18 protein-coding genes and 1 pseudogene are annotated in these 22,112 nt (G+C 65.1%); 3 read left to right on the top strand and 16 right to left on the bottom strand.

The genetic code is table 11. The features are described 5' to 3' along the window. From BTH42_RS19690 to BTH42_RS19635, 11 genes and pseudogenes are all read right to left on the bottom strand, one after another. Positions 1–383 (bottom strand): annotated as a pseudogene (locus BTH42_RS19690) (hypothetical protein); the annotation flags it as partial. A gap of 616 nt (positions 384–999) precedes the next feature. Next, positions 1,000–3,249 carry an ABC transporter ATP-binding protein gene (locus tag BTH42_RS19685; protein WP_075302479.1) on the bottom strand — a complete coding sequence of 750 codons (2,250 nt, stop codon included), beginning with the start codon at positions 3,247–3,249 and terminating at the stop codon, positions 1,000–1,002. Beyond that, the gene (locus BTH42_RS19680) at positions 3,246–4,157 is read right to left on the bottom strand and encodes an ABC transporter permease (RefSeq protein WP_075302477.1); all 912 of its coding nucleotides are present in this window, start codon (positions 4,155–4,157) and stop codon (positions 3,246–3,248) included. Before BTH42_RS19680 ends, BTH42_RS19685 begins: the two co-directional genes overlap by 4 nt. Then, positions 4,154–5,182 (bottom strand): ABC transporter permease, encoded by a 1,029-nt coding sequence (locus BTH42_RS19675; RefSeq protein ID WP_075302475.1) that lies wholly within the window; start codon positions 5,180–5,182, stop codon positions 4,154–4,156. Before BTH42_RS19675 ends, BTH42_RS19680 begins: the two co-directional genes overlap by 4 nt. Before the next feature lie 79 nt (positions 5,183–5,261). Next, positions 5,262–6,935: an ABC transporter substrate-binding protein gene (locus tag BTH42_RS19670; protein ID WP_075302473.1), complete on the bottom strand. Its 1,674-nt coding sequence runs from the start codon at positions 6,933–6,935 to the stop codon at positions 5,262–5,264. Between the two features lie 392 nt (positions 6,936–7,327). Continuing rightward, positions 7,328–8,356 carry a HoxN/HupN/NixA family nickel/cobalt transporter gene (locus BTH42_RS19660; RefSeq protein ID WP_075302469.1) on the bottom strand — a complete coding sequence of 343 codons (1,029 nt, stop codon included), beginning with the start codon at positions 8,354–8,356 and terminating at the stop codon, positions 7,328–7,330. A 28-nt stretch (positions 8,357–8,384) separates the two neighbouring features. Then, positions 8,385–8,912 carry a cupin domain-containing protein gene (locus BTH42_RS19655; RefSeq protein ID WP_075302467.1) on the bottom strand — a complete coding sequence of 176 codons (528 nt, stop codon included), beginning with the start codon at positions 8,910–8,912 and terminating at the stop codon, positions 8,385–8,387. Between the two features lie 271 nt (positions 8,913–9,183). Continuing rightward, positions 9,184–11,289 carry an elongation factor G gene (fusA, locus tag BTH42_RS19650; protein ID WP_075302465.1) on the bottom strand — a complete coding sequence of 702 codons (2,106 nt, stop codon included), beginning with the start codon at positions 11,287–11,289 and terminating at the stop codon, positions 9,184–9,186. Between the two features lie 265 nt (positions 11,290–11,554). Then, complete coding sequence (locus BTH42_RS19645) at positions 11,555–12,070, bottom strand: DUF192 domain-containing protein (RefSeq protein WP_075302463.1); 516 nt, start codon at positions 12,068–12,070, stop codon at positions 11,555–11,557. 143 nt (positions 12,071–12,213) lie between these two features. Then, positions 12,214–12,411, bottom strand: a complete 198-nt coding sequence (locus tag BTH42_RS19640) for a hypothetical protein (RefSeq protein WP_075302461.1) — start codon at positions 12,409–12,411, stop codon at positions 12,214–12,216. 373 nt (positions 12,412–12,784) lie between these two features. Then, positions 12,785–13,354 (bottom strand): pseudouridine synthase, encoded by a 570-nt coding sequence (locus BTH42_RS19635; protein ID WP_075302459.1) that lies wholly within the window; start codon positions 13,352–13,354, stop codon positions 12,785–12,787. A 407-nt stretch (positions 13,355–13,761) separates the two neighbouring features. Between BTH42_RS19635 and icd the strand changes: the two genes are divergently transcribed. Further along, positions 13,762–15,018, top strand: a complete 1,257-nt coding sequence (icd, locus tag BTH42_RS19630) for an NADP-dependent isocitrate dehydrogenase (RefSeq protein ID WP_075302457.1) — start codon at positions 13,762–13,764, stop codon at positions 15,016–15,018. Positions 15,019–15,217: 199 nt separating this feature from the next. On the opposite strand, the gene BTH42_RS19625 is transcribed toward icd, so the two are convergent. After that, a complete protein-coding gene (locus BTH42_RS19625) occupies positions 15,218–15,424 on the bottom strand; it encodes a cold-shock protein (RefSeq protein ID WP_018421595.1) in 207 nt (68 codons plus the stop codon). A 561-nt stretch (positions 15,425–15,985) separates the two neighbouring features. Here BTH42_RS19625 and clpS point away from each other — a divergent pair. Continuing rightward, positions 15,986–16,300: an ATP-dependent Clp protease adapter ClpS gene (gene clpS, locus BTH42_RS19620; RefSeq protein WP_008919570.1), complete on the top strand. Its 315-nt coding sequence runs from the start codon at positions 15,986–15,988 to the stop codon at positions 16,298–16,300. Then, positions 16,297–18,594, top strand: a complete 2,298-nt coding sequence (gene clpA, locus BTH42_RS19615) for an ATP-dependent Clp protease ATP-binding subunit ClpA (protein WP_075302455.1) — start codon at positions 16,297–16,299, stop codon at positions 18,592–18,594. The genes clpS and clpA overlap by 4 nt, the downstream gene beginning before the upstream one ends. A 115-nt stretch (positions 18,595–18,709) precedes the next feature. Here the strand turns inward: clpA and dut are convergent, their stop codons facing one another. The 4 genes from dut to lspA form a co-directional block, all read right to left on the bottom strand. Continuing rightward, positions 18,710–19,156, bottom strand: coding sequence for a dUTP diphosphatase (gene dut, locus BTH42_RS19610; protein ID WP_075302453.1), 447 nt, complete (start codon positions 19,154–19,156; stop codon positions 18,710–18,712). Between the two features lie 29 nt (positions 19,157–19,185). Continuing rightward, on the bottom strand, positions 19,186–20,193 hold the full coding sequence (locus BTH42_RS19605; protein WP_075302451.1) for an LLM class flavin-dependent oxidoreductase: 1,008 nt from the start codon (positions 20,191–20,193) through the stop codon (positions 19,186–19,188). 91 nt (positions 20,194–20,284) lie between these two features. Beyond that, positions 20,285–21,502: a bifunctional phosphopantothenoylcysteine decarboxylase/phosphopantothenate--cysteine ligase CoaBC gene (gene coaBC, locus BTH42_RS19600; RefSeq protein WP_075302449.1), complete on the bottom strand. Its 1,218-nt coding sequence runs from the start codon at positions 21,500–21,502 to the stop codon at positions 20,285–20,287. A gap of 114 nt (positions 21,503–21,616) precedes the next feature. After that, positions 21,617–22,111, bottom strand: a complete 495-nt coding sequence (gene lspA / locus BTH42_RS19595; RefSeq protein WP_075302489.1) for a signal peptidase II — start codon at positions 22,109–22,111, stop codon at positions 21,617–21,619. Position 22,112: the final 1 nt, after the last annotated feature.

Genomic DNA, 22,112 nt, shown 5'->3' with positions numbered 1-22,112 from the left:
CCGCCGGTGCCGCTATTCCTGCTCGCCGCCGCGCCGCCGTTCGCCGACCCCCCCGCAGCCCCATTGCCGCTGCCGCCATGCGGTCCGCAGCCGCCCAGGCCCAGACTGCCGCACCCGGCCGGCGCGAACACGGCGGCTGCATCGTCGGCGGCTGTCGGCGTGTTGGCTTGCGTGCCGGTGGCCGCGCCGTCGTTCTGCGCGAGCAGCAGCGGCGCGGACCCCGCGGGCGCCGGCGCGCTCGCGGCGGCGATCTCCCGCCACTGCGGGATCACGTCCGTCGAGGCCGCGTAGCCGAGCTGGCTGGCGAGCGCCGTTAGCACCGCGACGATTACCGCATCGCGTCGAACCCCACAGTAGTACTGATTGAATTTTCTGGTCTTCATCGCGCATCTCCCGAGCGAGCGACGGTACCTCGTTGCCGCCATCGCAAACTGCTCCAACGGCGGTCGACCTGTCTGCGCGCGGGTCTTCGCACCCCGAGTCCGTTGTCGTCGAAGCGATGCGCGCGGTGCTGCCGTGGCGGCTACACGAGTCGCGCGCGAGGGAGTCGCGGTGCGAGTCGTGTGGCCGGCGCGGCGTTGCAGACGCGCGCTGGCTTCGAATCCATGCGGGGCAAATTAGCGATATCCATGCCACGGTGCGCAAAGTCCTGACGCGGCGCGGGCATGAGCGCGATGTGCGACGCGTGCACGGTAAAAACGCGGCAAAACGTTTCGGCGATGAAACGCGCGGCCCCGCAAAGCCTGTTTCGGCGCGGGATTCGTTAAGGGCGGCGTGGGAGAGAAGGAAACGCGATGCGGCGCGAACGCATTAATGCCGGCTAGCCGGCGCTTTGCGCGATTCGTTTAAAGAGGGCGGTGGATCGACGGGAACGGGATGGGCCGCGAAGCTGGGCCGTGAAGCCAGTTGAGGCGCTGCTAACCGGCCTCGCGCGGAATCCATTGAATGGGGCGTTGGATCGCTGGAACAGGATGCAACGGGACGACGAGCAATGCGCGGCTAACCGCCATCACGCGACGAGTCGTTCCGGCCGAGCCCGTTCGCCGTATCGGCGTCGTTGCCGGCGTTGCCGTTGCCATGCTCGCGCGCAGCGCTTTGCAGCTCGCGCAGCGTAGCCACGGGAATATGGCAACGAATCCGATGCGTGGACCCACCAGCGGCATCGCCCGCATCGACAAACGGCGGATCCTGCTGTTCGCAGATCGCGCCGAGCTTGCGCGGACAGCGCGTGTGGAACACGCAACCGGATGGCATTTCTCCCGCGCCCGGCAACTCGCCGGACAGCCGGATCCGCGCACGCTGCGCATCGGGCCGCATGTCGAGCACGCCATCGCCATGCAGCGTCGGCACCGCCGACAGCAACGCCTCCGTATAAGGATGCTGCGGTCCGTCGAACACCGCGGCGGCCGGGCCGATTTCGAGCAGCCGACCGAGATACAGCACCGCGATGCGATCCGACACGTAGCGCACCACGTGCAGATCGTGCGAGATGAAGATGTAGCTGACGCCGCGCTCGCGTTGCAGTTCGGCAAGCAGGTTCAGGATCGCCGCCTGCACCGACACATCGAGCGACGACGTCGGTTCGTCGCAGACCACCACGCGCGGCTCGCCGGCAAACGCGCGGGCAATCGCGACGCGCTGCTTGAGCCCGCCCGACAACTGCCGTGAGCGCGCGTCCAGATAGCGCTCCGGCAAGCGCACGTCGGCGCTCAGCGTCGCGAGCCGCTGCTCGATCGCGTCCCCGCGCAGCGCGGTGAAGCGCGCGAGCGCGCGGCCGATCAGCCGCTTCACCGAATGCGCGCGATTGAGCGCCGAGTCCGGGTTCTGGAACACGATCTGCAGCGACTTCAACTGCTCGCCGCTGCGGCGCGTGACACGCGCGGCGAGCGGCGCGCCGTCGAGTTCGAGCACGCTGCCGGCATCGGGCGTCGCGAGGCCGAGCAGCAGCCGCGCGAGCGTCGTCTTGCCGCTGCCCGATTCGCCGACGAGGCCGAGCGTCTCGCCGCTCGCCAGTTCGAGCGACACGTCATCGACCGCGCGCAACGGTGCGCCGCTCACGTGGAAGGTCTTCGACAGATTGCGCGCGCGCAGTACGGCGCCAGTGGGTGTAGATGAACGAGCATCTCGTACTGCCGAATGCTCCGAAGCCGAAGCCGCTGCCACCACCGCCGCCGCGCGCGGCAACTCGATCGCGCGCTCGTGATAATGGCAGCGCGCCATCTGATCGCCATGCGCGGCCCCGAGCCGATACGGCGGCGGCGCTTCGCGGCGGCAGCGCTCGTCGGCGAGACGGCAACGCTCCGCGTAGATGCAGCCCTGCGTGACCGAGCCGGGCAGCGGCAGGCCGCCCGCGATCGTATCGAGCGGCTCGCGGTCCTTGCTGCGTCCCGCGCTCGGCAGGCAGCGCAGCAGGCCGACCGTGTACGGATGGCGCGGCCGCGTGAACACGTCCTCGGTCGCGCCTTCCTCGACCAGCTTGCCCGCGTACAGCACGCCGACGCGCTCGCACATCCGCCCGATCACCGCGAGGTTGTGGCTGATGAACAGCACCGCGGTGCCGAGTTCCGCGCGCAGCTGCGCGACGAGGTCGAGCACTTCGGCTTCGACGGTCGCATCGAGACCGGTGGTCGGTTCGTCGAGAATCAGCAGCGCCGGGTTCGATGCCAGCGCCATTGCGATCACCACGCGCTGCTGCATGCCGCCCGACAATTGATGAGGATAGCTGTCCATCACGCGTTCGGGCGCGGCGATGCGCACCCGCTTGAGCATCTCGAGCGTGCGCCGCAGCGCTTCGTCGCGCGCGACGCCGGCCGCTTCGAATGCTTCGGAGACCTGACGGGCGATCGTCAGCGACGGATTCAGCGCGCGGCCCGGATCCTGATAGACCATCGACACCGTGCTCGCGCGCAGCTCGCGCAATGCATCGGCGCCGAGCTTGTGCACGTCGTCGCCGGCGATCAGGATCTTGCCGGCCTTCACCTTGCCGTTGCGCGGCAGATAGCGCAGCGTCGCCATCGCGACGGTCGACTTGCCGCAGCCCGATTCGCCGACGAGTCCATACGCCTCGCCGCGCCGCACCCGCAGCGACACGTCCTGCAACACCTCGCGATCGCGTCCGCGAATCCGGTAGGTGACCGTCAGGCCGACGATCGTCAGCGCATCGGTGCGCTCGCTCTTCGATACATCGAACGCGGCGAACGACGCGGACGAGGACGGTGAGGAGGGCGAGGAGGGCGGCGCGCCGTTCATCGGTCGAGCACTCCTTGCACGCCGTCGGCGATCAGATTGACGCCGACCACCAGCGACGCGATCGCGCCCGCCGCGAACACCACGGTCCACCATGCGCCGCCCGCCATCAGCGTGTACGACTCGGACAGCGCGAGCCCCCAGTCGGCCGACGGCGGCTGGATGCCGAAGCCGAGAAACGACAGCGTCGCGACCGCGAAGATCGCATAGCCGAGCCGCACGGTCGCCTCGACGACGATCGGCGGCAGCACGTTCGGCAGGATCTCGACGAACATGATGTACGGCGCGCGTTCGCCGCGCAGTTGCGCGGCGGCCACGTAGTCGAGATGGCGTTCGCTGAACACCGCGGCGCGCACGGTGCGCGCGGTGATCGGCGTGAACGTGAGGCCGATCACGAGAATCACCGTCAGGTTCGACGCGCCGACCGCGGCGAGCGCGAGCAGCGCGACGATCACCAGCGGCAGCGCGAGCACCGCATCGATCACGCGGCCGATCACGTGATCGACCCAGCCTTCGAAGTAGCCGACCAGGAGACCGAGCGCGGTGCCGGCGACGGTGCCGAGCAGCGTCGCGAGCGGCGCGATCGTGAGGATGTCGCGCGCGCCGACGATCACGCGCGAGAACACGTCGCGGCCGAGCTGATCGGTGCCGAACCAGTGCGTGCGGTCGGGCGGCGTCAGCGAGTTCAGCGGATCGGACGCGTAGGGATCGAGATGCACGAACCACGGCCCGGCGATCGCGCAGACGATCCACCACGCGACGATCAGCGCACCGACGACGAAGGTCGGCGAGCGCAGCAACTGCTGCGCGCGGGGATAGCGCGGCTCGCTTGCAGCGGGCGGCGCGGCCGGAGTGGGCGACCTCGGCGACCCGGACGACCCCGGCGCGTTCGGCGGCACAGTCGCGCTCATTCGGCGCTCCTCACCCGCAAGCGCGGATTGAGCAGCACGTACAGCGCATCGGCGGCCAGATTCGCGAGCGTGTAGACCACGCCGACCGTCAGCACGCCGGCTTCGAGCATCGGGAAATCCTTCGCCTTGGCCGCGTTGTAGATCAGCGAGCCGATCCCCTGGTAGTGAAACAGCGTCTCGACCACCACGAGGCCGCCGATCATGTAGCCGAGCTGCGTCGCGGCGACCGTGATGGTCGGCAGCAGCGCGTTGCGCAGCACGTGCCGCCAGATCACCACGCGACGCGGCAGGCCTTTGAGAATCGCGGTGCGGGTGTAGTCGGCGTCGAGCGCTTCGACGGTGCCGGCCCGCGCCATCCGCGCGATATAACCGAAGAACACCAGCACCAGCGGCAGCACCGGCAACACCAGATGGCGAAGCTGTTCGAGCACGCCGGCATCGGGCGGGTAGGTCGCTTCGATCGGCAGCCAGTGCAGCCACACGCCGAACACGAGGATCAGCACGATCGACGACACGAACTCCGGCACCACGGTCGCCGCGAGTCCGCCGATGCTGATCGTGCGATCGAGCCAGCGGCCCGCGTGCATCGCCGACCATACGCCGCCCGCGATCCCGAGCGGCACGACCACGATGAACGCGAGCAGACCGAGCTTCGCGCTATTAGCGAGCGCATCGGCGATGAACGGCCGCACCGGCTCGCGATACGCATACGAGAGCCCCATATCGCCGCGCAGAAAATGCGTGATCCAGTCGACGTATTGCGTGAGCAACGGCCGGTCCGCGCCGAGCTGATGATTGAGCGCGGCGACCGCGCGCGCGTCGGCGAGCGGGCCGAGCACCGCGCGGCCGATGTCGCCGGGCAGCAGCTGGCCGCCCGCGAACACGATCAGCGACAGCAGCCACAGCGTGATCAGCGCGAGCCCGACGCGGGTCGCCAGAAAGCGCGCGACGCGTCCCGCATTGCCGCGCGCCGCGCTGGACGCGCGCGGTGTCGCGGAGACGGGAGAGGGCGCCGGAGCCGACATCGTGAGTCCTCTTGAAAGAAGGGCGACGTGCGAGCGAACTGCGTGCAGTCCGCGTGCAAGCTGCGCGTGGCTTACGCGCTCAACTGAGCGTCGCGCGATCGAAATAGAGCTGCGCGAGCGCGGTGAAACGCACGCCGTTCACGCCCTTGCGCATCGCGATCAGCTGATCGTAGAAGAACGGAATGATGATCGGCGTCTCGTCGAGCAGCAGCCGCTGAATCTCGCCGGAGATCTTCCGCTGCGATGCGAGGTCGAGCGCCGCGACGAATTGCGCAACCAGTTGGTCGTACTGAGGGTTCTTGAAGTGCGCGGCGTTCCACGTACCGTTGCTGGTCAGCGGCGCATTGAGGAACACGTTCGGCACGCCGCGATGGCCATAGTCGGTGATGCCGAGCGGCGAGTCGAGCCAGTCGGACTTGCCCGGCGTGCCCGCGCCGTAATACAGCGACTGGCTTTCGACCTTCAGATTGATGCGCACGCCGATCGCCTTCGCGGCGTTCTGCACGACCACCGCGAGGTCGGGAATCTCCATGTATTTTTCGGTGGTCAGCGTGACGTCGAAGCCGTTCGGCACGCCGGCCTGCGCGAGTAGCTGCTTCGCCTTCGCGAGGTCGACCTTGCGTTGCGGCACCCCCGCATCGGAGGACGGAAACACCGGCGCGAACGGACTGTCGTTGCCGAGCTGCGCGCGACCCTTGAACAGACCGCGCACGATCACGTCGCGATCGAGCGACAGCGCGAGCGCCTCGCGCACCCGTTTGTCCTTGAACAGCGGACTGTCGTTGCGCATGTGAATCTGCCGGTGCGCGCTCGACTTCACGCCGATCGCCTTGTAGTCCGGATTGTTCAGGATGGCCGCGCCGCCCTGCACGGTGAAGGTGCCCATCACGTCGGCCTGATGGCCTTGCAGCGCGAGCAGTTGCGCCTGCTGGTCCGCGTAGAAGGTGAACTGCACGCGCTGCGGCAGCGCCTTGTCGCCCCAGTAGTCAGGATTGCGCACGAACGACGCGCCGACCTTCGGCTGATACTTCTCGAACCTGAACGGGCCGGTGCCGGGAAAGCTCTTTTCGTAATTGCCCGCGTAATTCGCGGGCAGGATCACCGCGTTGTAATTGTCGGAGGAAACGTAGTACGGGAAGTTGCCGTTCGGCGCGTCGAGATGAAACGCGACCGTGTGTTCGTCGACGACCTTCGCGCCGCCTTTGGACAGCACGCCCTTGAGGACCGACAGCGCCGCCGAGCCGCTGGCCGGATCGGCGAGCCGGTCGAAGGTGGCGACCACGTCTTTCGCGCCGAAGCTCTGGCCGTCGTGGAACTTCACGTTCTCGCGCAGCTTGAAGGTCCACACGTCGCCCTTGTCGTTCGGCTTCCACGACAGCGCGAGCGCGGGTTTGAGCATCAGCTTCTCGCCGTCGTCGTCGATCAGGAATTCGCCGGTCTGATTCAGCAGCGCGAGGCTCGCGGCGTCGGTCACGGTCAGCGGATCGACCGCGCCGGCCGGCGTCAGATGCGCGACGCGGATCGTCTGATTGCCGGGCGCCGCCGCACCCTGGGCGTGCGCGCGCGGGATGCCGAGCAAACCGCCGCCCGCCAGCGATAAACCGATTACGCTCGCATGGCGCAGCAGTTCGCGGCGCGTGATGCGGCCGGCAAGGAATTCATCGAGGGCGTGGTTGCCGAGGGCGTCGGCGGTGCGGCGGGTGGCGTCGAGTGCGCGGGGCGGGGCGGGAAAGCGGTCCACGGGCGTTTTCATCGATGGCGTGTCCAGTCCGTTCTGTTGCCGGTTCTTGAGCGTCGCGCCGTGCTTACGACAACGCGACAGCGCGAGGGACAGCGGGCTGTAGTGAACGCGGCGAACCGGTGACGGCCGGCCGCGCTTACGACAGCAGCAGCGCTGCGCAAAGCCGTTTCAGTGTAAGCGATTGCTCGCGGCCGCGGCATGCCGGCGGCGCGGCAAGCTTGCCGATCGGCCGATAAAGGAAGCGCGGTGTGTCGTCGTCACAACGGTGCGTGGGTGGCTTCGCCTGGCGCGGTCGCGATTCCGGCCGCAGCGCTGCTATCGCGACCGTCATCGTTACCGATCGAGCCGCGCGTGAACAGTGAGATTTACCGCCGCGCCCGCTGCCGCGCTAGGGCGTCACTGCGTCACCGCCCGACCGCGACCGGCCGCCGCCAGCGATGAAACAGCACCGAGCCGATCCAGCACGCGATGAACGCCGCGACGATCGCATAGCCGAGCGAGCCGAGATGCTCGTTCAGGCTCGCGAGCGCATCCCATGCGCCGCCGCTCAAGCCGAAATGATCCGACAGCAGCCCGAGCGCCTCGATGCCGCCGATCACGATCGCGACCAGCGCCGACACGAAGGTGATGCTCGCGTTGTAGTAGAGCTTGCGCTTCGGGTCGTCCATCGCCCAGCCGTACGCGTGGACCATCAGCACGTTGTCGGTCGAATCGACCAGCGTCATGCCGGCGGTGAAGAGCGCCGGGAACACGAGGATCGAGTAGAGCGGCAGACCGGTGCTCGCCTGCGACGCGGCGATCGCGAGCAGGCCGATCTCGGTCGCGGTGTCGAAGCCGAGCCCGAACAGCACGCCGATCGGGTACATGTGCCAGCTTTTCGTGACCAGCCGGAACAGCGGCCGCAACGCGCGCGACAGCAGCCCGGCCGGCGCGAGCGTATCGGCTGCGGCCAGGTTTTGCGCGGCGGTGTCGCCATCGCGTTGCGCGTGCCGGTAGCGGCGCCAGACGTCGCGCAGAATCACCAGGTTCACGGTCGCGAGCACCAGCAGAAAGCTCGCCGACACCAGCGTGCCGATCGTGCCGCCGACTTCCCTGAAGTTCTCGAAACGCGCATGCAGCGAATGGGTGGTCCAGACGATGCCGAGCGTCGCCGCGATCACGATCGACGAGTGCCCGAGCGAAAACGCGAGGCCGATGCCGAGCGGCCGCTTGCCGGTCTGCATCAGCTTGCGGGTGACCGCGTCGATCGCCGCGATGTGGTCGGCATCGACCGCATGACGCAGGCCGAAGCCGTACGCGAGCAGCGCGGTGCCGAGCAGCAGCGGATAGTGGCGAAACGCGATCAGCGCCCACAGCCAGGCGCCGAGATTGGCGGCGATCAGCACCGCGTAGAGGGTGACGAGGCGAGGGCGCAGCGAGGCGGTGGGCGTCATGTGGCGCGAGGCGAAGTGAGGGCAGGCGTTAGTGATCGTGCGGATGCTTGTGGATCGGATCGACCCAGTAGACGGTCTCGGGCTGCTCGACCGCGTCGATGTTCAGATTGACCACGACCGCTTCGTTGTCGCTGCGCACCAGCACGCATTCGAGCGGATCGTCGGTGCTCGCATTGATCTCCTGATGCGGCACATAGGGCGGCACGAAGATGAAGTCGCCGGGGCCGGCCTCGGCGGTGAATTCCAGGTGCTCGCCCCAGCGCATCCGCGCGTGACCGCGCACCACGTAGATCACGCTTTCGAGCGCGCCGTGATGATGCGCGCCGGTCTTCGCATTCGGATGGATCGTCACGGTGCCGGCCCAGATCTTCTGCGCGCCGACCCGCGCCGCGTTGATCGCGGCCGCGCGGTTCATGCCCGGCGTCTGCGCGGTGTTGCTGTCGAGCTGGTCGCCGCGGATGACCTTCACGCCGTGCTCGCGCCAGTCGATCTGCGCGGCGGCTTCGGCGGCCTGATGCTCGGCCCGGTAGTGCGGGTGTTCGTGATCCTGGCTCATGGTTGTCTCCTGTCCGGCTTGAGTGCCGCGCTCGAGTGCCTGACCGCGGGTGATCGATCGACGGTGCATCGTGCATAACGACCGGCGCCATGCTGTCCGGCATTCTGGCACGTTCAAAAAACCGATGGTGCGCGGCCGGCAACGGCAGCCGGCGCGCTTTGGCCGCGCGATGAAAAAAGCCCGTTCGCGAGGAACGGGCTTCGTTGGGTTGGCACGGGCGGTCGTGCTGCGTTGCATTGCGCCACCGCCCGTAGTTGCCGCTCTTCAGCGCTTACTTCTGCTTCGCGTTGATCACCGCCTCGGCCACGTTGCTCGGCGTTTCCGCGTAGTGCTTGAACTCCATCGAGTAGGTCGCGCGGCCCTGGGTGGCCGAGCGCAGCGAGGTCGAATAGCCGAACATCTCGGCGAGCGGCACTTCGGCGCGCACCAGCTTGCCGCCGCCGCCGGCGATGTCTTCCATCCCCTGCACCATCCCGCGACGGCTCGACAGGTCGCCCATCACGTTACCCATGAAGTCCTCGGGCGTTTCCACCTCGACCGCCATCATCGGTTCGAGCAGCACCGGCCTGGCCTTGCGCATCGCTTCCTTGAACGCCATCGAGCCGGCCATGCGGAACGCGTTTTCGTTCGAGTCGACGTCGTGGTACGAACCGAAGGTCAGCGTCACCTTCACGTCGACCACCGGATAGCCCGCCAGCACGCCGGCCTTCAGCGTTTCCGTGATGCCCTTGTCGACCGCGGGGATGAATTCGCGCGGAATCACGCCGCCCTTGATCGCATCGACGAATTCGTAGCCCTTGCCCTGCTCGGACGGCTCCAGCGTGATCACCGCGTGACCGTACTGGCCGCGCCCGCCCGACTGCTTGACGAACTTGCCTTCGACGTCCTCGACCTTGTTGCGCACCGTCTCGCGATACGCGACCTGCGGCTTGCCGACGGTCGCCTCGACGCCGAACTCGCGCTTCATCCGGTCGACCAGAATTTCCAGGTGCAGCTCGCCCATCCCGGAGATGATCGTCTGGCCGGATTCCTCGTCGGTCTGCACGCGGAACGACGGGTCTTCCTGCGCCAGACGGTTCAGCGCGATGCCCATCTTTTCCTGGTCGGCCTTGGTCTTCGGCTCGACCGCCTGCGAGATCACCGGGTCCGGGAAGATCATCTTTTCGAGGATGATCACATGGTTAGGATCGCAGAGCGTGTCGCCCGTGGTCGCTTCCTTCAGGCCGACGGCCGCGGCGATGTCGCCCGCGTAGACCTCCTTGATTTCCTTGCGCTCGTTCGCGTGCATCTGCAGGATGCGGCCCAGGCGCTCCTTCTTTTCCTTGATCGCGTTGTAGACGGTGTCGCCCGAATTGACGACGCCCGAGTACACGCGGAAGAAGATCAACTGGCCGACGAACGGGTCGGTCATGATCTTGAACGCGAGCGCGGAGAACGGATCGTCGTCGTTCGGATGACGCTCGATCTCCTTGTCGTGCTCGTCGTGACCGGTGATCGCGGGCACGTCGACCGGCGACGGCAGATAGTCGATCACCGCGTCGAGCATCGCCTGCACGCCCTTGTTCTTGAACGCGCTGCCGCACAGCATCGGCACGATTTCATTGGCGACCGTGCGCGCACGGATGCCATGCTTGATTTCCTCTTCGCTCAACTGTTCGCCGCCGAGGTACTTTTCGAGCAGCTGTTCGTTCGCTTCGGCCGCGGCCTCGACCATCTTGTCGTGCCATTCCTTCGCGCTCGCCGCGAGCTCGGCCGGAATATCGCGGTACTCGAACTTGATCCCCTGGCTCGCGTCGTCCCAGAAGATCGCCTTCATCTTCACGAGATCGACCACGCCCTGGAAGTGCTCTTCCGCGCCGATCGGAATCTGGATCGGCACCGCGACGCCCTTCAGGCGATCGCCGATCTGCCGCTGCACGCGGAAGAAGTCCGCGCCGACCCGGTCCATCTTGTTGACGAACGCGATGCGCGGCACCTTGTACTTGTTCGCCTGACGCCACACGGTTTCCGATTGCGGCTGCACGCCGCCGACCGAGTCGTAGACCATGCAGGCGCCGTCGAGCACGCGCATCGAGCGCTCGACTTCGATCGTGAAGTCGACGTGCCCGGGGGTGTCGATGATGTTGATCCGGTGCTCCGGATAATTGCCGGCCATCCCTTTCCAGAACGCGGTGGTGGCCGCCGACGTGATCGTGATGCCGCGCTCCTGCTCCTGTTCCATCCAGTCCATCGTTGCCGCACCGTCGTGAACCTCACCGATCTTGTGGGTCACGCCGGTGTAGAACAGGATGCGTTCAGTGGTAGTGGTTTTGCCGGCATCGATGTGAGCGCTGATGCCGATATTCCGGTAGCGCTCGATGGGAGTCTTGCGGGGCACGTGAACCTCCTTGGAATGGCGCGCCTGAAACGCATGCCGGGCGACCGCGTGGGCCGCCCGGGGAGTGGTGTGCTGCTTTTTCGAGATTACAAGGATAGCGCTTCGGTTGGTCTTTTGCATGAATCCTGCCAGCCGGCGGCGAGGCCGCCCGCGCGGGGCTCGGCGGACGAAAAAAAACCGGCGCCCTCGGGGGAGGGCGCCGGCATTGCGTGCGGCGGCAAGGCGATGGAGCGGCGGTGCGCCGCGTGCCTCTGCAAGCGTTTTATTACTGCGTCACGCCCGGCACCGGCGGCAGACCCTGGATCTGCATGCCCGGCTTGATGCCTTTAGATGCGAACCAGCCCTTGCTCATCTCCAGCGCGAACACGCCGTTGTGGGTCGGGCAGTGGTTGTTGGTGGTCTCGGCCTGCATCTCGGCGATGTCGGTGATCGTGCCGTCCGCGCGGATGAACGCGATCGACAGCGGGATCAGCGTGTTCTTCATCCAGAAGCAGTGGCCGGCGTTTTCGTTGAACACGAACAGCATGCCTTCGTTCGGCGCTAGCCTGGTGCGATACATCAAGCCCTGTTCGCGGTCCGCGTCGTTGGCGGCGACCGCCGCGTCGATCACGAACATGCCGGCGGTCAGCTTGACGCGCGGGAACTCGCCCGGTTGCTTCGCGCCCGGCGGCATCTGCTGCGCGTGAGCGGGGACGGTGGTGGCGGCGAACGAGAGCGCCGCGAGCGGCAGGGCAACGGCAATGGCCAGACGCGCCATCGACGAGCGCAGGGAAAATCGCACGGCAAGACTCCTTGCTGAAATTGACTCGCGCATGTTACGCGAGCGCGCCAAAAACAAAAAGGCAGATCGCCTTGCGGTGATCTGCCTTACAACGCCGTAAGAACGGCAGTGAAGCTGTTCTTGACTGCGTCTTTACAAGCAACTTACTCCGAAGCTGCCGAAGCTGCTTCTGCAGCTGCTGCCTTCTTGTGCGACTTCTTGTGAGCGTGGTGCTTGGTGGTCTTCTTCGCTGCCGAAGCTGCTGCTGCCGGAGCTGCCGAAGCTGCTTCCGGTGCCGATGCTTGTGCGAATGCTGCCGTTGCGAAGAGGCCAGCGACCAGAGCGGCGATCAGTTTGTTCATTTTGTGAATCCTCAGCTTGAGTTAATTAACCAAATGACCCGGCATATGTAGAGTCATGTCGGTAAACGTGCCATCCACCTTTCGGTTGACAGCCGCATCGAACAATTTTTTCGACACGTCTGCTAGCGTTCGGACTTTCGTATTCGCCCCGCGTACGGCGGCTTATGCAAAGGTCTTTAATGCTGAATGCCGGATAGCTTCGGTGGCATCTGCGTCGAATAACGCGTGGGGTTGCGAGGCGGTTGACGCGAATTTTTCAGAAATTTCTGGCGCGCGAAAATGCGTGTGAATACAACGGCCTGGCGCACTCGTCACAGCGCGTGAAATGCATTTTGAGCGGGGACGTACCGCATATTTGCAACTTCTCGTATCTTCACTTGACACCGTCCCACGGTGCGTTCGCGCGCAACTCGATGCTCTCGCCGGGCTGCAAGCCAAGTGAAAAAATGTCAAGCGCACCGATGCCGACGCGCACCAGACGCAGCGTCGGAAAACCAACTGCCGCTGTCATGCGGCGCACCTGACGGTTCTTGCCTTCGGTGATCGACAACTCGATCCACGTGGTTGGAATCGCGGCGCGAAAACGGATCGGCGGCGTGCGAGTCCATAGCGCTTCTGAAGGCTCGACGTAAGTCGCGCGACACGGACGCGTCACGTAATCGCCGAGGTCGACACCGCGGGCGAGTTTCTGCAACGCGGCGTCGTCGACCGCGCCTTCGACTTGTGCCCAATAGCGTTTGACGAGTTTGTGACGCGGCTCGGCGATACGCGCCTGCAACGCGCCGTCGTCGGTGAGCAGCAGCAGGCCTTCGCTATCGGAATCGAGCCGGCCGGCCGGATAGACGCCCGGCACCTTGACCCAGTCGGCGAGCGACGCGCGCGTCTCGTGCGGCGAGAATTGACAGATGGTGCCGAACGGCTTGTTCAGGGCGAGAAGGCGCATAGCGGAGAGAGTCGGCACAGAGAGGGACGGCGCGCACGCGGCGGCGGCCGCGCGGTGATGAAGCTGCGCGGGCGGCCGCCGCCGGAATCGTCACGCACTGTGTCGTGACGATGTCGTGACGCAAACGGCGGCTTCGCGCGCGCGATATCGCGATATCGGTCCATTGATGGATGGCGCGATGATAATGCATAAATCGGGATGACGATTCTTGTATCTTATAGACGAGCGCGGCACGATCGGGTCTTCGTCCCTGTTGGAAAACCCCGAGCCGCGGGGCGCCGGGGCGCGCGCAGGGCGTGGGCTAGAATAACGGCCAGGCCGCTCGCGGGCGTTCGGCATTGCGCGGCGAGAGGCATCGCTTGCGCAGTCTTCCATCAGCTTTTGCACAGTTTTCACTGGAGTCGATCATGCCGTATCAGCACATCAAGGTTCCGACCGGTGGCGACAAGATCACCGTCAACGCCGATTTCTCGCTCAATGTTTCGGACCAGCCGATCATCCCGTACATCGAGGGCGACGGCACCGGTGTGGACATTACGCCGGTCATGATCAAGGTCGTCGATGCGGCGGTCGAAAAAGCCTACGCGGGCAAGAAGAAGATCCACTGGATGGAAATCTTCGCGGGCGAGAAGGCGACCCGCGTGTACGGTCCGGACGTGTGGCTGCCGGAAGAGACGCTGGAAGTCGTGAAGGAATACGTGGTGTCGATCAAGGGGCCGCTCACCACGCCGGTCGGCGGCGGCATCCGTTCGCTGAACGTCGCGCTGCGCCAGGAACTCGACCTCTATGTGTGCCTGCGGCCGGTCCAGTATTTCAAGGGCGTGCCGTCGCCGGTGCGCGAGCCGGAAAAGACCAACATGGTGATCTTCCGCGAGAACTCGGAAGACATCTACGCGGGCATCGAATGGCCGGCCGGCTCCGAGCAGGCGAAGAAGATCATCCAGTTCCTGCGCGAAGAGATGGGCGTGAAGAAGATCCGCTTCCCGGACAGCTCGGGCATCGGCGTCAAGCCGGTGTCGCGCGAGGGTACCGAGCGGCTGGTGCGCAAGGCGATCCAGTACGCGATCGACAACGACCGCCGGTCGGTCACGCTGGTGCACAAGGGCAACATCATGAAGTTCACCGAAGGCGCATTCCGCGACTTCGGCTACGGGCTCGCGCAGAAGGAATTCAACGCGGAGCTGATCGACGGCGGTCCGTGGATGAAAGTCAGGAATCCGAAGACGGGCAGCGACATCGTCGTCAAGGACGTGATCGCCGACGCGTTCCTGCAGCAGATCCTGCTGCGCCCGGCCGAATACGACGTGATCGCGACGCTGAACCTGAACGGCGACTACATCTCGGACGCGCTGGCCGCGCAGGTCGGCGGCATCGGCATCGCGCCGGGCGCGAACCTGTCGGATTCGGTCGCGATGTTCGAAGCGACGCACGGCACCGCGCCGAAATACGCGGGCAAGGACTACGTGAACCCGGGTTCGGAAATCCTCTCGGCCGAAATGATGCTGCGCCACCTCGGCTGGTTCGAGGCGGCGGACCTGATCATTAGTTCGATGGAAAAATCGATTCTGCAAAAACGCGTGACTTACGATTTCGCCCGTTTGATGGAAGGCGCGACTCAAGTATCGTGTTCAGCATTTGGGCAAGTAATGATCGAGAATATGTAATTGATGCGCTGCGATTATGCGGCGCACATTAATACCCCGGCGCTGGAAGGCGGCCGGGGTATTTTTTAGCGGTAATCCGGGCGCGTATTTACGAGCGCAAAAATCCGCATTGTAAAAAAGCGGGCCGCAAAAAAGAAAACCCGGCATAAAGCCGGGTTTTCCAAAGACGGATAACAACCCGCCTAAGAACGAAGCCGCTTCAGACCGGAGCCTGAATGTTCGATGCCTGTTTGCCTTTCGGGCCTTGCACGACCTCGAAAGTCACCTTCTGGCCTTCCTTCAGGGTCTTGAACCCATTCATCTGGATTGCCGAGAAGTGCGCAAACAGATCCTCACCGCCTTCGTCAGGCGTGATGAATCCGAAACCTTTGGCGTCGTTAAACCATTTGACCGTACCAGTTGCCATTTCCAACTTCCCCTGTAACTCATGTCACTACCACGAGCCCTCGAAAAGCCACGACTACACAAGGTAGTCGCTTCCTCCTCACAAGCTCACCATCGGCATTTTTTCGAAATTATTGCTTGGTGAAAAAAGTGCCAGCTTGATTGTTGAGGCTCTTTATTCGAGTGTCAAGGAAATTTTGAGACGCCGTTGTCGCGTTGCAAACACGCTGCTTTTCCAGGGTTTTTACCGCTTCCGTTATGTGCGGTTGCGCAAGCGGCAGGCCTTGAAAAGTCGCATAATCGTCTCACCTGCTGACAGTGCCCGAGGCGGCGGCGCCCACCGCCGCGAGCGCTGCCAGCCAGCTCCGGCAGGTTGTGCGATACTCGATCCGACCGCGCTGCAGCACGTAGCGCGCAGCAGGACAGGATAGGGGCCGGCACCGCAATCGGCCCGTCGAACGCGAGCCTGCCACGGCGATCATGACAACATCGTGACGGCGGGGCGGCAGCGAACGGGTTCACCGGCCAGGCGGCCGGGTTTTGACAGGATTGCGGGCCTGTCCTAGTTGTTTAGAATGGGTGTATGGCGATTATCCCGGACAAGCAGGACGGCACCGTACTGGAGCGGCAGGAGCAGAAGCTCAAGCCGCCCTCCATGTACAAGGTGGTGCTGCTGAATGACGACTTCACGCCGATGGAATTCGTCGTGATGATCGTGCAGGAATATTTCAATAAGGATCGTGAAACCGCAACGCAGGTTATGTTGAAGGTGCATCGCGAGGGTAGGGGAGTTTGTGGGGTCTATACGCGGGACATCGCGTCGACCAAAGTCGAGCAAGTCGTTACCCACGCACGGCAGGCCGGGCATCCGCTGCAGTGTGTGATGGAGGAAGCATGATTGCCCAGGAACTGGAAGTCAGCCTGCACATGGCGTTCATGGAAGCACGCCAGGCAAGGCACGAGTTCATAACGGTCGAACATCTTTTGCTTGCGTTGTTGGACAACCCGACGGCGGCGGAAGTGTTGCGTGCATGCGCGGCCAATATCGAGGATCTGCGCCAGAACCTGCGCAACTTCATTCATGACAACACGCCGACCGTGCCGGGCACGGACGACGTCGACACGCAGCCCACGCTCGGTTTCCAGCGTGTGATCCAGCGTGCGATCATGCATGTGCAGTCCACCTCGAACGGCAAGAAGGAAGTGACCGGCGCGAACGTGCTGGTCGCGATCTTCGGCGAGAAGGACTCGCACGCGGTGTACTACCTGCAGCAGCAGGGCGTCACGCGCCTGGACGTGGTCAATTTCATCTCGCACGGCATCGCCAAGACGAGCAGCTCGGATGCCGCGAAGGCAAGCGATGCGAATGCCGAGTCCGACGAAGCCGCCGCGCAGAAGGAAACGCCGCTCGCCCAGTTCACGCAGAACCTGAACCAGATGGCGAAGGACGGCCGCATCGATCCGCTGATCGGGCGCGAGTCGGAAGTCGAGCGCGTGGTGCAGGTGCTGTGCCGCCGGCGCAAGAACAATCCGCTGCTGGTCGGCGAGGCCGGGGTCGGCAAGACCGCGATCGCCGAAGGGCTCGCGTGGCGCATTACGCGCGGCGAAGTGCCGGACATCCTTGCGGACGCACAGGTCTATTCGCTCGACATGGGCGCGCTGCTCGCCGGCACCAAGTATCGCGGCGACTTCGAACAGCGTCTGAAGACGGTTTTGAAGGAGCTGAAGGAGCGTCCGCACGCGATCCTGTTCATCGACGAAATCCATACGCTGATCGGCGCAGGCGCCGCGTCGGGCGGCACGCTGGATGCATCGAATCTGCTGAAGCCGGCGCTCTCGTCGGGCACGCTCAAGTGCATCGGCGCGACCACCTTCACCGAATATCGCGGCATCTTCGAGAAAGATGCGGCGCTATCGCGGCGCTTCCAGAAGGTGGATGTGACCGAGCCGACCGTCGAGCAGACGGTGGCGATCCTGCGCGGGCTGAAGTCGCGTTTCGAAGAGCATCACGGCGTCAAGTATTCGTCGGGTGCGCTGTCGGCGGCGGCTGAGTTGTCGGCACGCTTCATCACGGATCGTCATCTGCCGGACAAGGCGATCGACGTGATCGACGAAGCGGGCGCGGCGCAACGCATTCTGCCGAAGTCGAAGCAGAAGAAGACGATCGGCAAGAACGAGATCGAGGAAATCATCTCGAAGATCGCGCGGGTGCCGGCGCAAAGCGTGTCGCAGGACGATCGCAGCAAGCTGCAGACGCTCGACCGCGATCTGAAGAGCGTCGTGTTCGGCCAGGATCCGGCGATCGACGCACTGTCGGCCGCGATCAAGATGGCGCGCGCGGGTCTCGGCAAGCTCGACAAGCCGATCGGCGCGTTCCTGTTCTCGGGCCCGACCGGCGTCGGCAAGACCGAAGTCGCGAAGCAGCTCGCGTTCACGCTCGGCATCGAGCTGATCCGCTTCGACATGTCGGAATACATGGAGCGTCACGCGGTGAGCCGGCTGATCGGCGCGCCGCCGGGCTACGTCGGTTTCGACCAGGGCGGCCTGCTGACCGAGGCGATCACGAAGAAGCCGCACTGCGTGCTGCTGCTCGACGAAATCGAGAAGGCGCACCCGGACATCTTCAACGTGCTGCTGCAGGTGATGGACCACGGCACGCTGACGGACAACAACGGCCGCAAGGCGGATTTCCGCAACGTCATCATCATCATGACGACGAACGCGGGCGCCGAGGCGATGGGCAAGTCGGTGATCGGCTTCACGAACCGCCGCGAGTCGGGCGACGAGATGGTCGACATCAAGCGCATGTTCACGCCGGAGTTCCGTAACCGTCTGGACGCAACGATCAGCTTCCGTTCGCTCGATGAAGAAATCATCATGCGCGTGGTCGACAAGTTCCTGATGCAGCTGGAAGATCAGCTGCACGAGAAGAAGGTCGACGCGCTCTTCACCGACACGCTGCGCAAGCATCTGGCCAAGCACGGTTTCGACCCGCTGATGGGCGCGCGGCCGATGCAGCGTCTGATCCAGGACACGATCCGTCGTGCGCTGGCCGACGAGTTGCTGTTCGGCAAGCTGATGAACGGCGGCCGCGTGACGGTCGACGTCGATGCGGAAGACAAGGTGCAGCTGACCTTCGACGAGCATCCGGCGCCGCGCAATCCGAATCCGGAAGCGGTGGAAGTGGAGTAATACGCGGGACCGGCTTTCGTAGAAAGCCGGGTCACCAGAAAGCAGAACGGCGCGGGTTTTATCCCGCGCCGTTCTTTTTTTGTGCGTCGATTTCCGTGGGCTCAGCCCCGCTCGATCAATGCTTGCCGGTGCTGCCGAAGCCGCCCGCGCCGCGCTCGCTTTCAGCGAAGTCGTCGACGATATTGAATTCGGCCTGCACGACCGGCACGATCACCAGCTGCGCGAGACGCTCCATCGGATTCAGCACGAACGTGGTCTGGCCGCGGTTCCACGTCGAGATCATCAGTTGACCTTGATAGTCGGAGTCGATCAGACCGACCAGATTGCCGAGCACGATCCCGTGCTTGTGGCCAAGACCCGAGCGCGGCAGGATCAGCGCCGCATAACCCGGATCGCCGACGTGGATCGCGAGGCCGGTCGGCACCAGCGCGGTTTCGCCGGGCGCGAGCGTCAGCGGTTCGTCGAGGCACGCGCGCAGATCGAGGCCGGCGCTGCCGGTCGTCGCGTAGGCGGGGAGCTGTTCGCGCATGCGCTCATCGAGAATCTTCAGGTCGAGTTTCATTCAGGTTCGAAAGGGGGGTGGGTTGGGCATTAGTTCGAGCCGAGCTGGAAAGCCTCGGCGAGAAGTTCATAGGAGCGCAGCCGCGCGCGATAGCTGCCGGCCACGGTCAGCACCATCAGCTCGTCGGCCTGGAACTGCTCCTGCAAGTCCTTCAGCCGTTCGGTGACCTGCTCGGGCGTGCCGACGATGCTGCGCGGTTTTTCCCGGTCGATCACCAGCTGCTCGCGTTCGCCATATTCTTGCGCGATGCCTTGCTCGATCGACGGAATCGGTTCGTTCAGGCCGTATGCCATCTGCACGCGACGCAGATCGACGGCCTTTTCGAGGTCGGCCGCTTCCTGCTCGGTGTCCGCGCAGATCACGAATACCGCCGCCGCGAGATACGGCTGCGCCGCTTCCGGGCCGGCCTGGAAACGCTCGCGATAGGCGAGCGCGACTGGTTTGCCGAAATGCGCGTTGATGAAGTGCGCGAACGCGAAGCGGATGCCGAGCTGCGCGGCCAGCAGGCCGCCGAATTCGCTGGAGCCGAGCATCCACAGTTGCGGACGCGTATCGATTTGCGGCTGCAGCAGCACGCCTTGCGCGAGATGATCATCGGACAACTTGCCGTGCAGCAGGCCGAGCAGCTCGGTGACCTGCTGCGGGAAAATCTCGCCGCGATTGTAGGTGCCGGCCGCGACCGCTTGCGCGGTGCGCATATCGCCGCCGGGCGCGCGGCCGACGCCGAGATCGACGCGGTTCGGGAACAGCGCCTCGAGCATCATGAACTGTTCGGCGACCTTGAACGGGCTGTAGTACGGCAGCATTACGCCGCCCGAGCCGAGGCGAATACGTTTGGTCACGCTGCCGAGCCGCGCCAGCATCACTTCGGGGCACGGGTTCGACAGGCCGCGCAGGCCGTGATGCTCGGCGCACCAGTAGCGTGTGTAGCCGAGGTCGTCGGCGAGCTGCGCGAGTTCGACGGTCGCGGCGATCGCGTCCGCCACCGAATGGCCGGCGATCACCGGCGTTTGATCGAGCACGGAAAGTAGCGTCATGACAGTAGTGCTCCAGATGATTCAGGCGCTCTGGCGAGAGAGCGGGGCGGTGAGGCGGCAAGGATCGCCGCCGTCGCGCCCGCTTACGCGCTCAAAGAACCGGCCCGGCGACGGGCGGCAGGCGCTTTGCGATTTCCGTGATCAGCGCGCGCGCGAGCGTCTGCTTGTCGGCGCGCGGCAGCTTCGTTGCTTTGCCTGCTTCGAACAGGATCACTTCGTTGTCGTCGAGTCCGAACGTCTGCGGACCCAGATTGCCGATCAGCAGCGGCACGTTCTTGCGCGCGCGTTTTTCTTCGCCGTGGACGTCGAGATTGTCGCTCTCCGCCGCGAAGCCGACCGTGAACGGCGGCTTCGGCAGCTTCGCGACCGCGGCGAGGATGTCCGGATTCTCGACGAACGAAAAGCTCGGCAACACGCGCTCGGCGCTTTTCTTGATCTTCTGCTCGCTGACGTGATCGACGCGCCAGTCGGCCACCGCCGCGACGCCGATGAAGATGTCCGCGTCGGCGACCGCGTGCATCACCGCGTCATGCATCTGCTGCGCGGTCTGCACGTCTTCGCGGAACACGCCCCATGGTGTGTCGAGCGCGACCGGACCGGCCACCAGATGCACGTCGGCACCGGCCTGCTGCGCGGCGCGCGCGAGCGCGAAGCCCATCTTGCCGCTCGAGCGGTTGGTGATGCCGCGCACCGGGTCGAGCGGTTCGAAGGTCGGGCCGGCGGTCAGCAGCAGGCGCCGGCCGGCGAGGATCTTGGGCGCGAAGAACGACGCGATCGCCTCGTAGCTGGCGGCCGCTTCGAGCATGCGCCCGTCGCCGACTTCGCCGCACGCCTGCGGACCCGAATCGGGGCCGAGCACTTCGATGCCGTCCGCGCGTAGCTGCGCGACGTTGCGTTGGGTGGCCGGGTTCTGCCACATCTGCCGGTTCATCGCCGGCACCACCAGCAGCGGGCAGTCGCGCGCGATGCATAGGGTCGACAGCAGATCGTCGGCCATTCCGTGCGCGAGCTTGGCGAGGAAGTCGGTGGAGGCGGGCGCGATCACGATCGCATCCGCTTCGCGCGACAGATCGATATGCGCCATGTTGTTCGGCACGCGCCCGTCCCACTGGCTCGTGTAGACCGGCCGGCCGGACAGCGCCTGCATCGTGACGGGGGTGATGAACTGGGTGGCCGCTTCGGTCATCACGACCTGCACGGTTGCGCCTGCCTTGGTCAGCAGGCGCGTGAGTTCGGCGATCTTGTAGCAGGCGATGCCGCCCGTCATGCCGAGGACGAGGTGTTTGCCTGCGAGTTCTGCGGTTGCCAACGAAAGCCTCCGACAAAGCGTGATCGCGCGGCGGCGCGAGACGTTGCCCGCCGTTGCCGCCGCGCCTTTAAACGGACGCGGGCAGGGCCGTGGCGGCCGCGCCCGCGGGCGACGTCAGCGTGAGCCGCGGACGCGCCGCAACTCGTCGAGCACGAGCAGGAACGCGCCGACCGTGATCGCGCTGTCGGCGAGATTGAACGCCGGCCAGTGCCAGCCGCCCACGTGGAAATCGAGGAAGTCGATCACGTGGCCGTACATCAGCCGGTCGATCACATTGCCGAGCGCGCCGCCGAGAATCAGCGCGAGCGCCGTGCAGAACATCTTCTGTCCGCTGTGGCGCTTGAGCAGGTAGCAGATCACCAGCGCGGCGACCACGCCGAGCGCGGTGAATGCCCAGCGCTGCCAGCCGCCCGCCATCGCGAGGAAGCTGAACGCGGCGCCGCGGTTGTACACGAGGATCAGGTTGAAGAACGACGTGACCTCATGCGGCACCCCGTATTCGAACACCTTGCGCACCGCGATCTTCGTCAGCTGATCGAACAGGATGACGATCAGCGCGATGCCGAGCCAGGGTGCCAGCGAAGTGCTTCGAACCGATGTTTTCGACATG

The organism is Burkholderia sp. SRS-W-2-2016 (assembly GCF_001931485.1).
In the GTDB taxonomy this organism is placed as follows: Bacteria; Pseudomonadota; Gammaproteobacteria; order Burkholderiales; family Burkholderiaceae; genus Paraburkholderia.
This window is presented reverse-complemented; position numbering and strand designations above follow the sequence as displayed.

Coding starts and splice junctions, on each gene's coding strand:
- BTH42_RS19635 (WP_075302459.1), bottom strand. CDS start 13,354: ATGCGCCTTCTCGCCCTGAACAAGCCGTTCGGCACCATCTGTCAATTC.
- lspA (WP_075302489.1), bottom strand. CDS start 22,111: ATGTCGAAAACATCGGTTCGAAGCACTTCGCTGGCACCCTGGCTCGGC.
- BTH42_RS19670 (WP_075302473.1), bottom strand. CDS start 6,935: ATGAAAACGCCCGTGGACCGCTTTCCCGCCCCGCCCCGCGCACTCGAC.
- BTH42_RS19640 (WP_075302461.1), bottom strand. CDS start 12,411: ATGAACAAACTGATCGCCGCTCTGGTCGCTGGCCTCTTCGCAACGGCA.
- dut (WP_075302453.1), bottom strand. CDS start 19,156: ATGAAACTCGACCTGAAGATTCTCGATGAGCGCATGCGCGAACAGCTC.
- icd (WP_075302457.1), top strand. CDS start 13,762: ATGCCGTATCAGCACATCAAGGTTCCGACCGGTGGCGACAAGATCACC.
- BTH42_RS19675 (WP_075302475.1), bottom strand. CDS start 5,182: ATGTCGGCTCCGGCGCCCTCTCCCGTCTCCGCGACACCGCGCGCGTCC.
- clpS (WP_008919570.1), top strand. CDS start 15,986: ATGGCGATTATCCCGGACAAGCAGGACGGCACCGTACTGGAGCGGCAG.
- BTH42_RS19655 (WP_075302467.1), bottom strand. CDS start 8,912: ATGAGCCAGGATCACGAACACCCGCACTACCGGGCCGAGCATCAGGCC.
- BTH42_RS19660 (WP_075302469.1), bottom strand. CDS start 8,356: ATGACGCCCACCGCCTCGCTGCGCCCTCGCCTCGTCACCCTCTACGCG.
- BTH42_RS19685 (WP_075302479.1), bottom strand. CDS start 3,249: ATGAACGGCGCGCCGCCCTCCTCGCCCTCCTCACCGTCCTCGTCCGCG.
- BTH42_RS19680 (WP_075302477.1), bottom strand. CDS start 4,157: ATGAGCGCGACTGTGCCGCCGAACGCGCCGGGGTCGTCCGGGTCGCCG.
- BTH42_RS19605 (WP_075302451.1), bottom strand. CDS start 20,193: ATGACGCTACTTTCCGTGCTCGATCAAACGCCGGTGATCGCCGGCCAT.
- clpA (WP_075302455.1), top strand. CDS start 16,297: ATGATTGCCCAGGAACTGGAAGTCAGCCTGCACATGGCGTTCATGGAA.
- BTH42_RS19625 (WP_018421595.1), bottom strand. CDS start 15,424: ATGGCAACTGGTACGGTCAAATGGTTTAACGACGCCAAAGGTTTCGGA.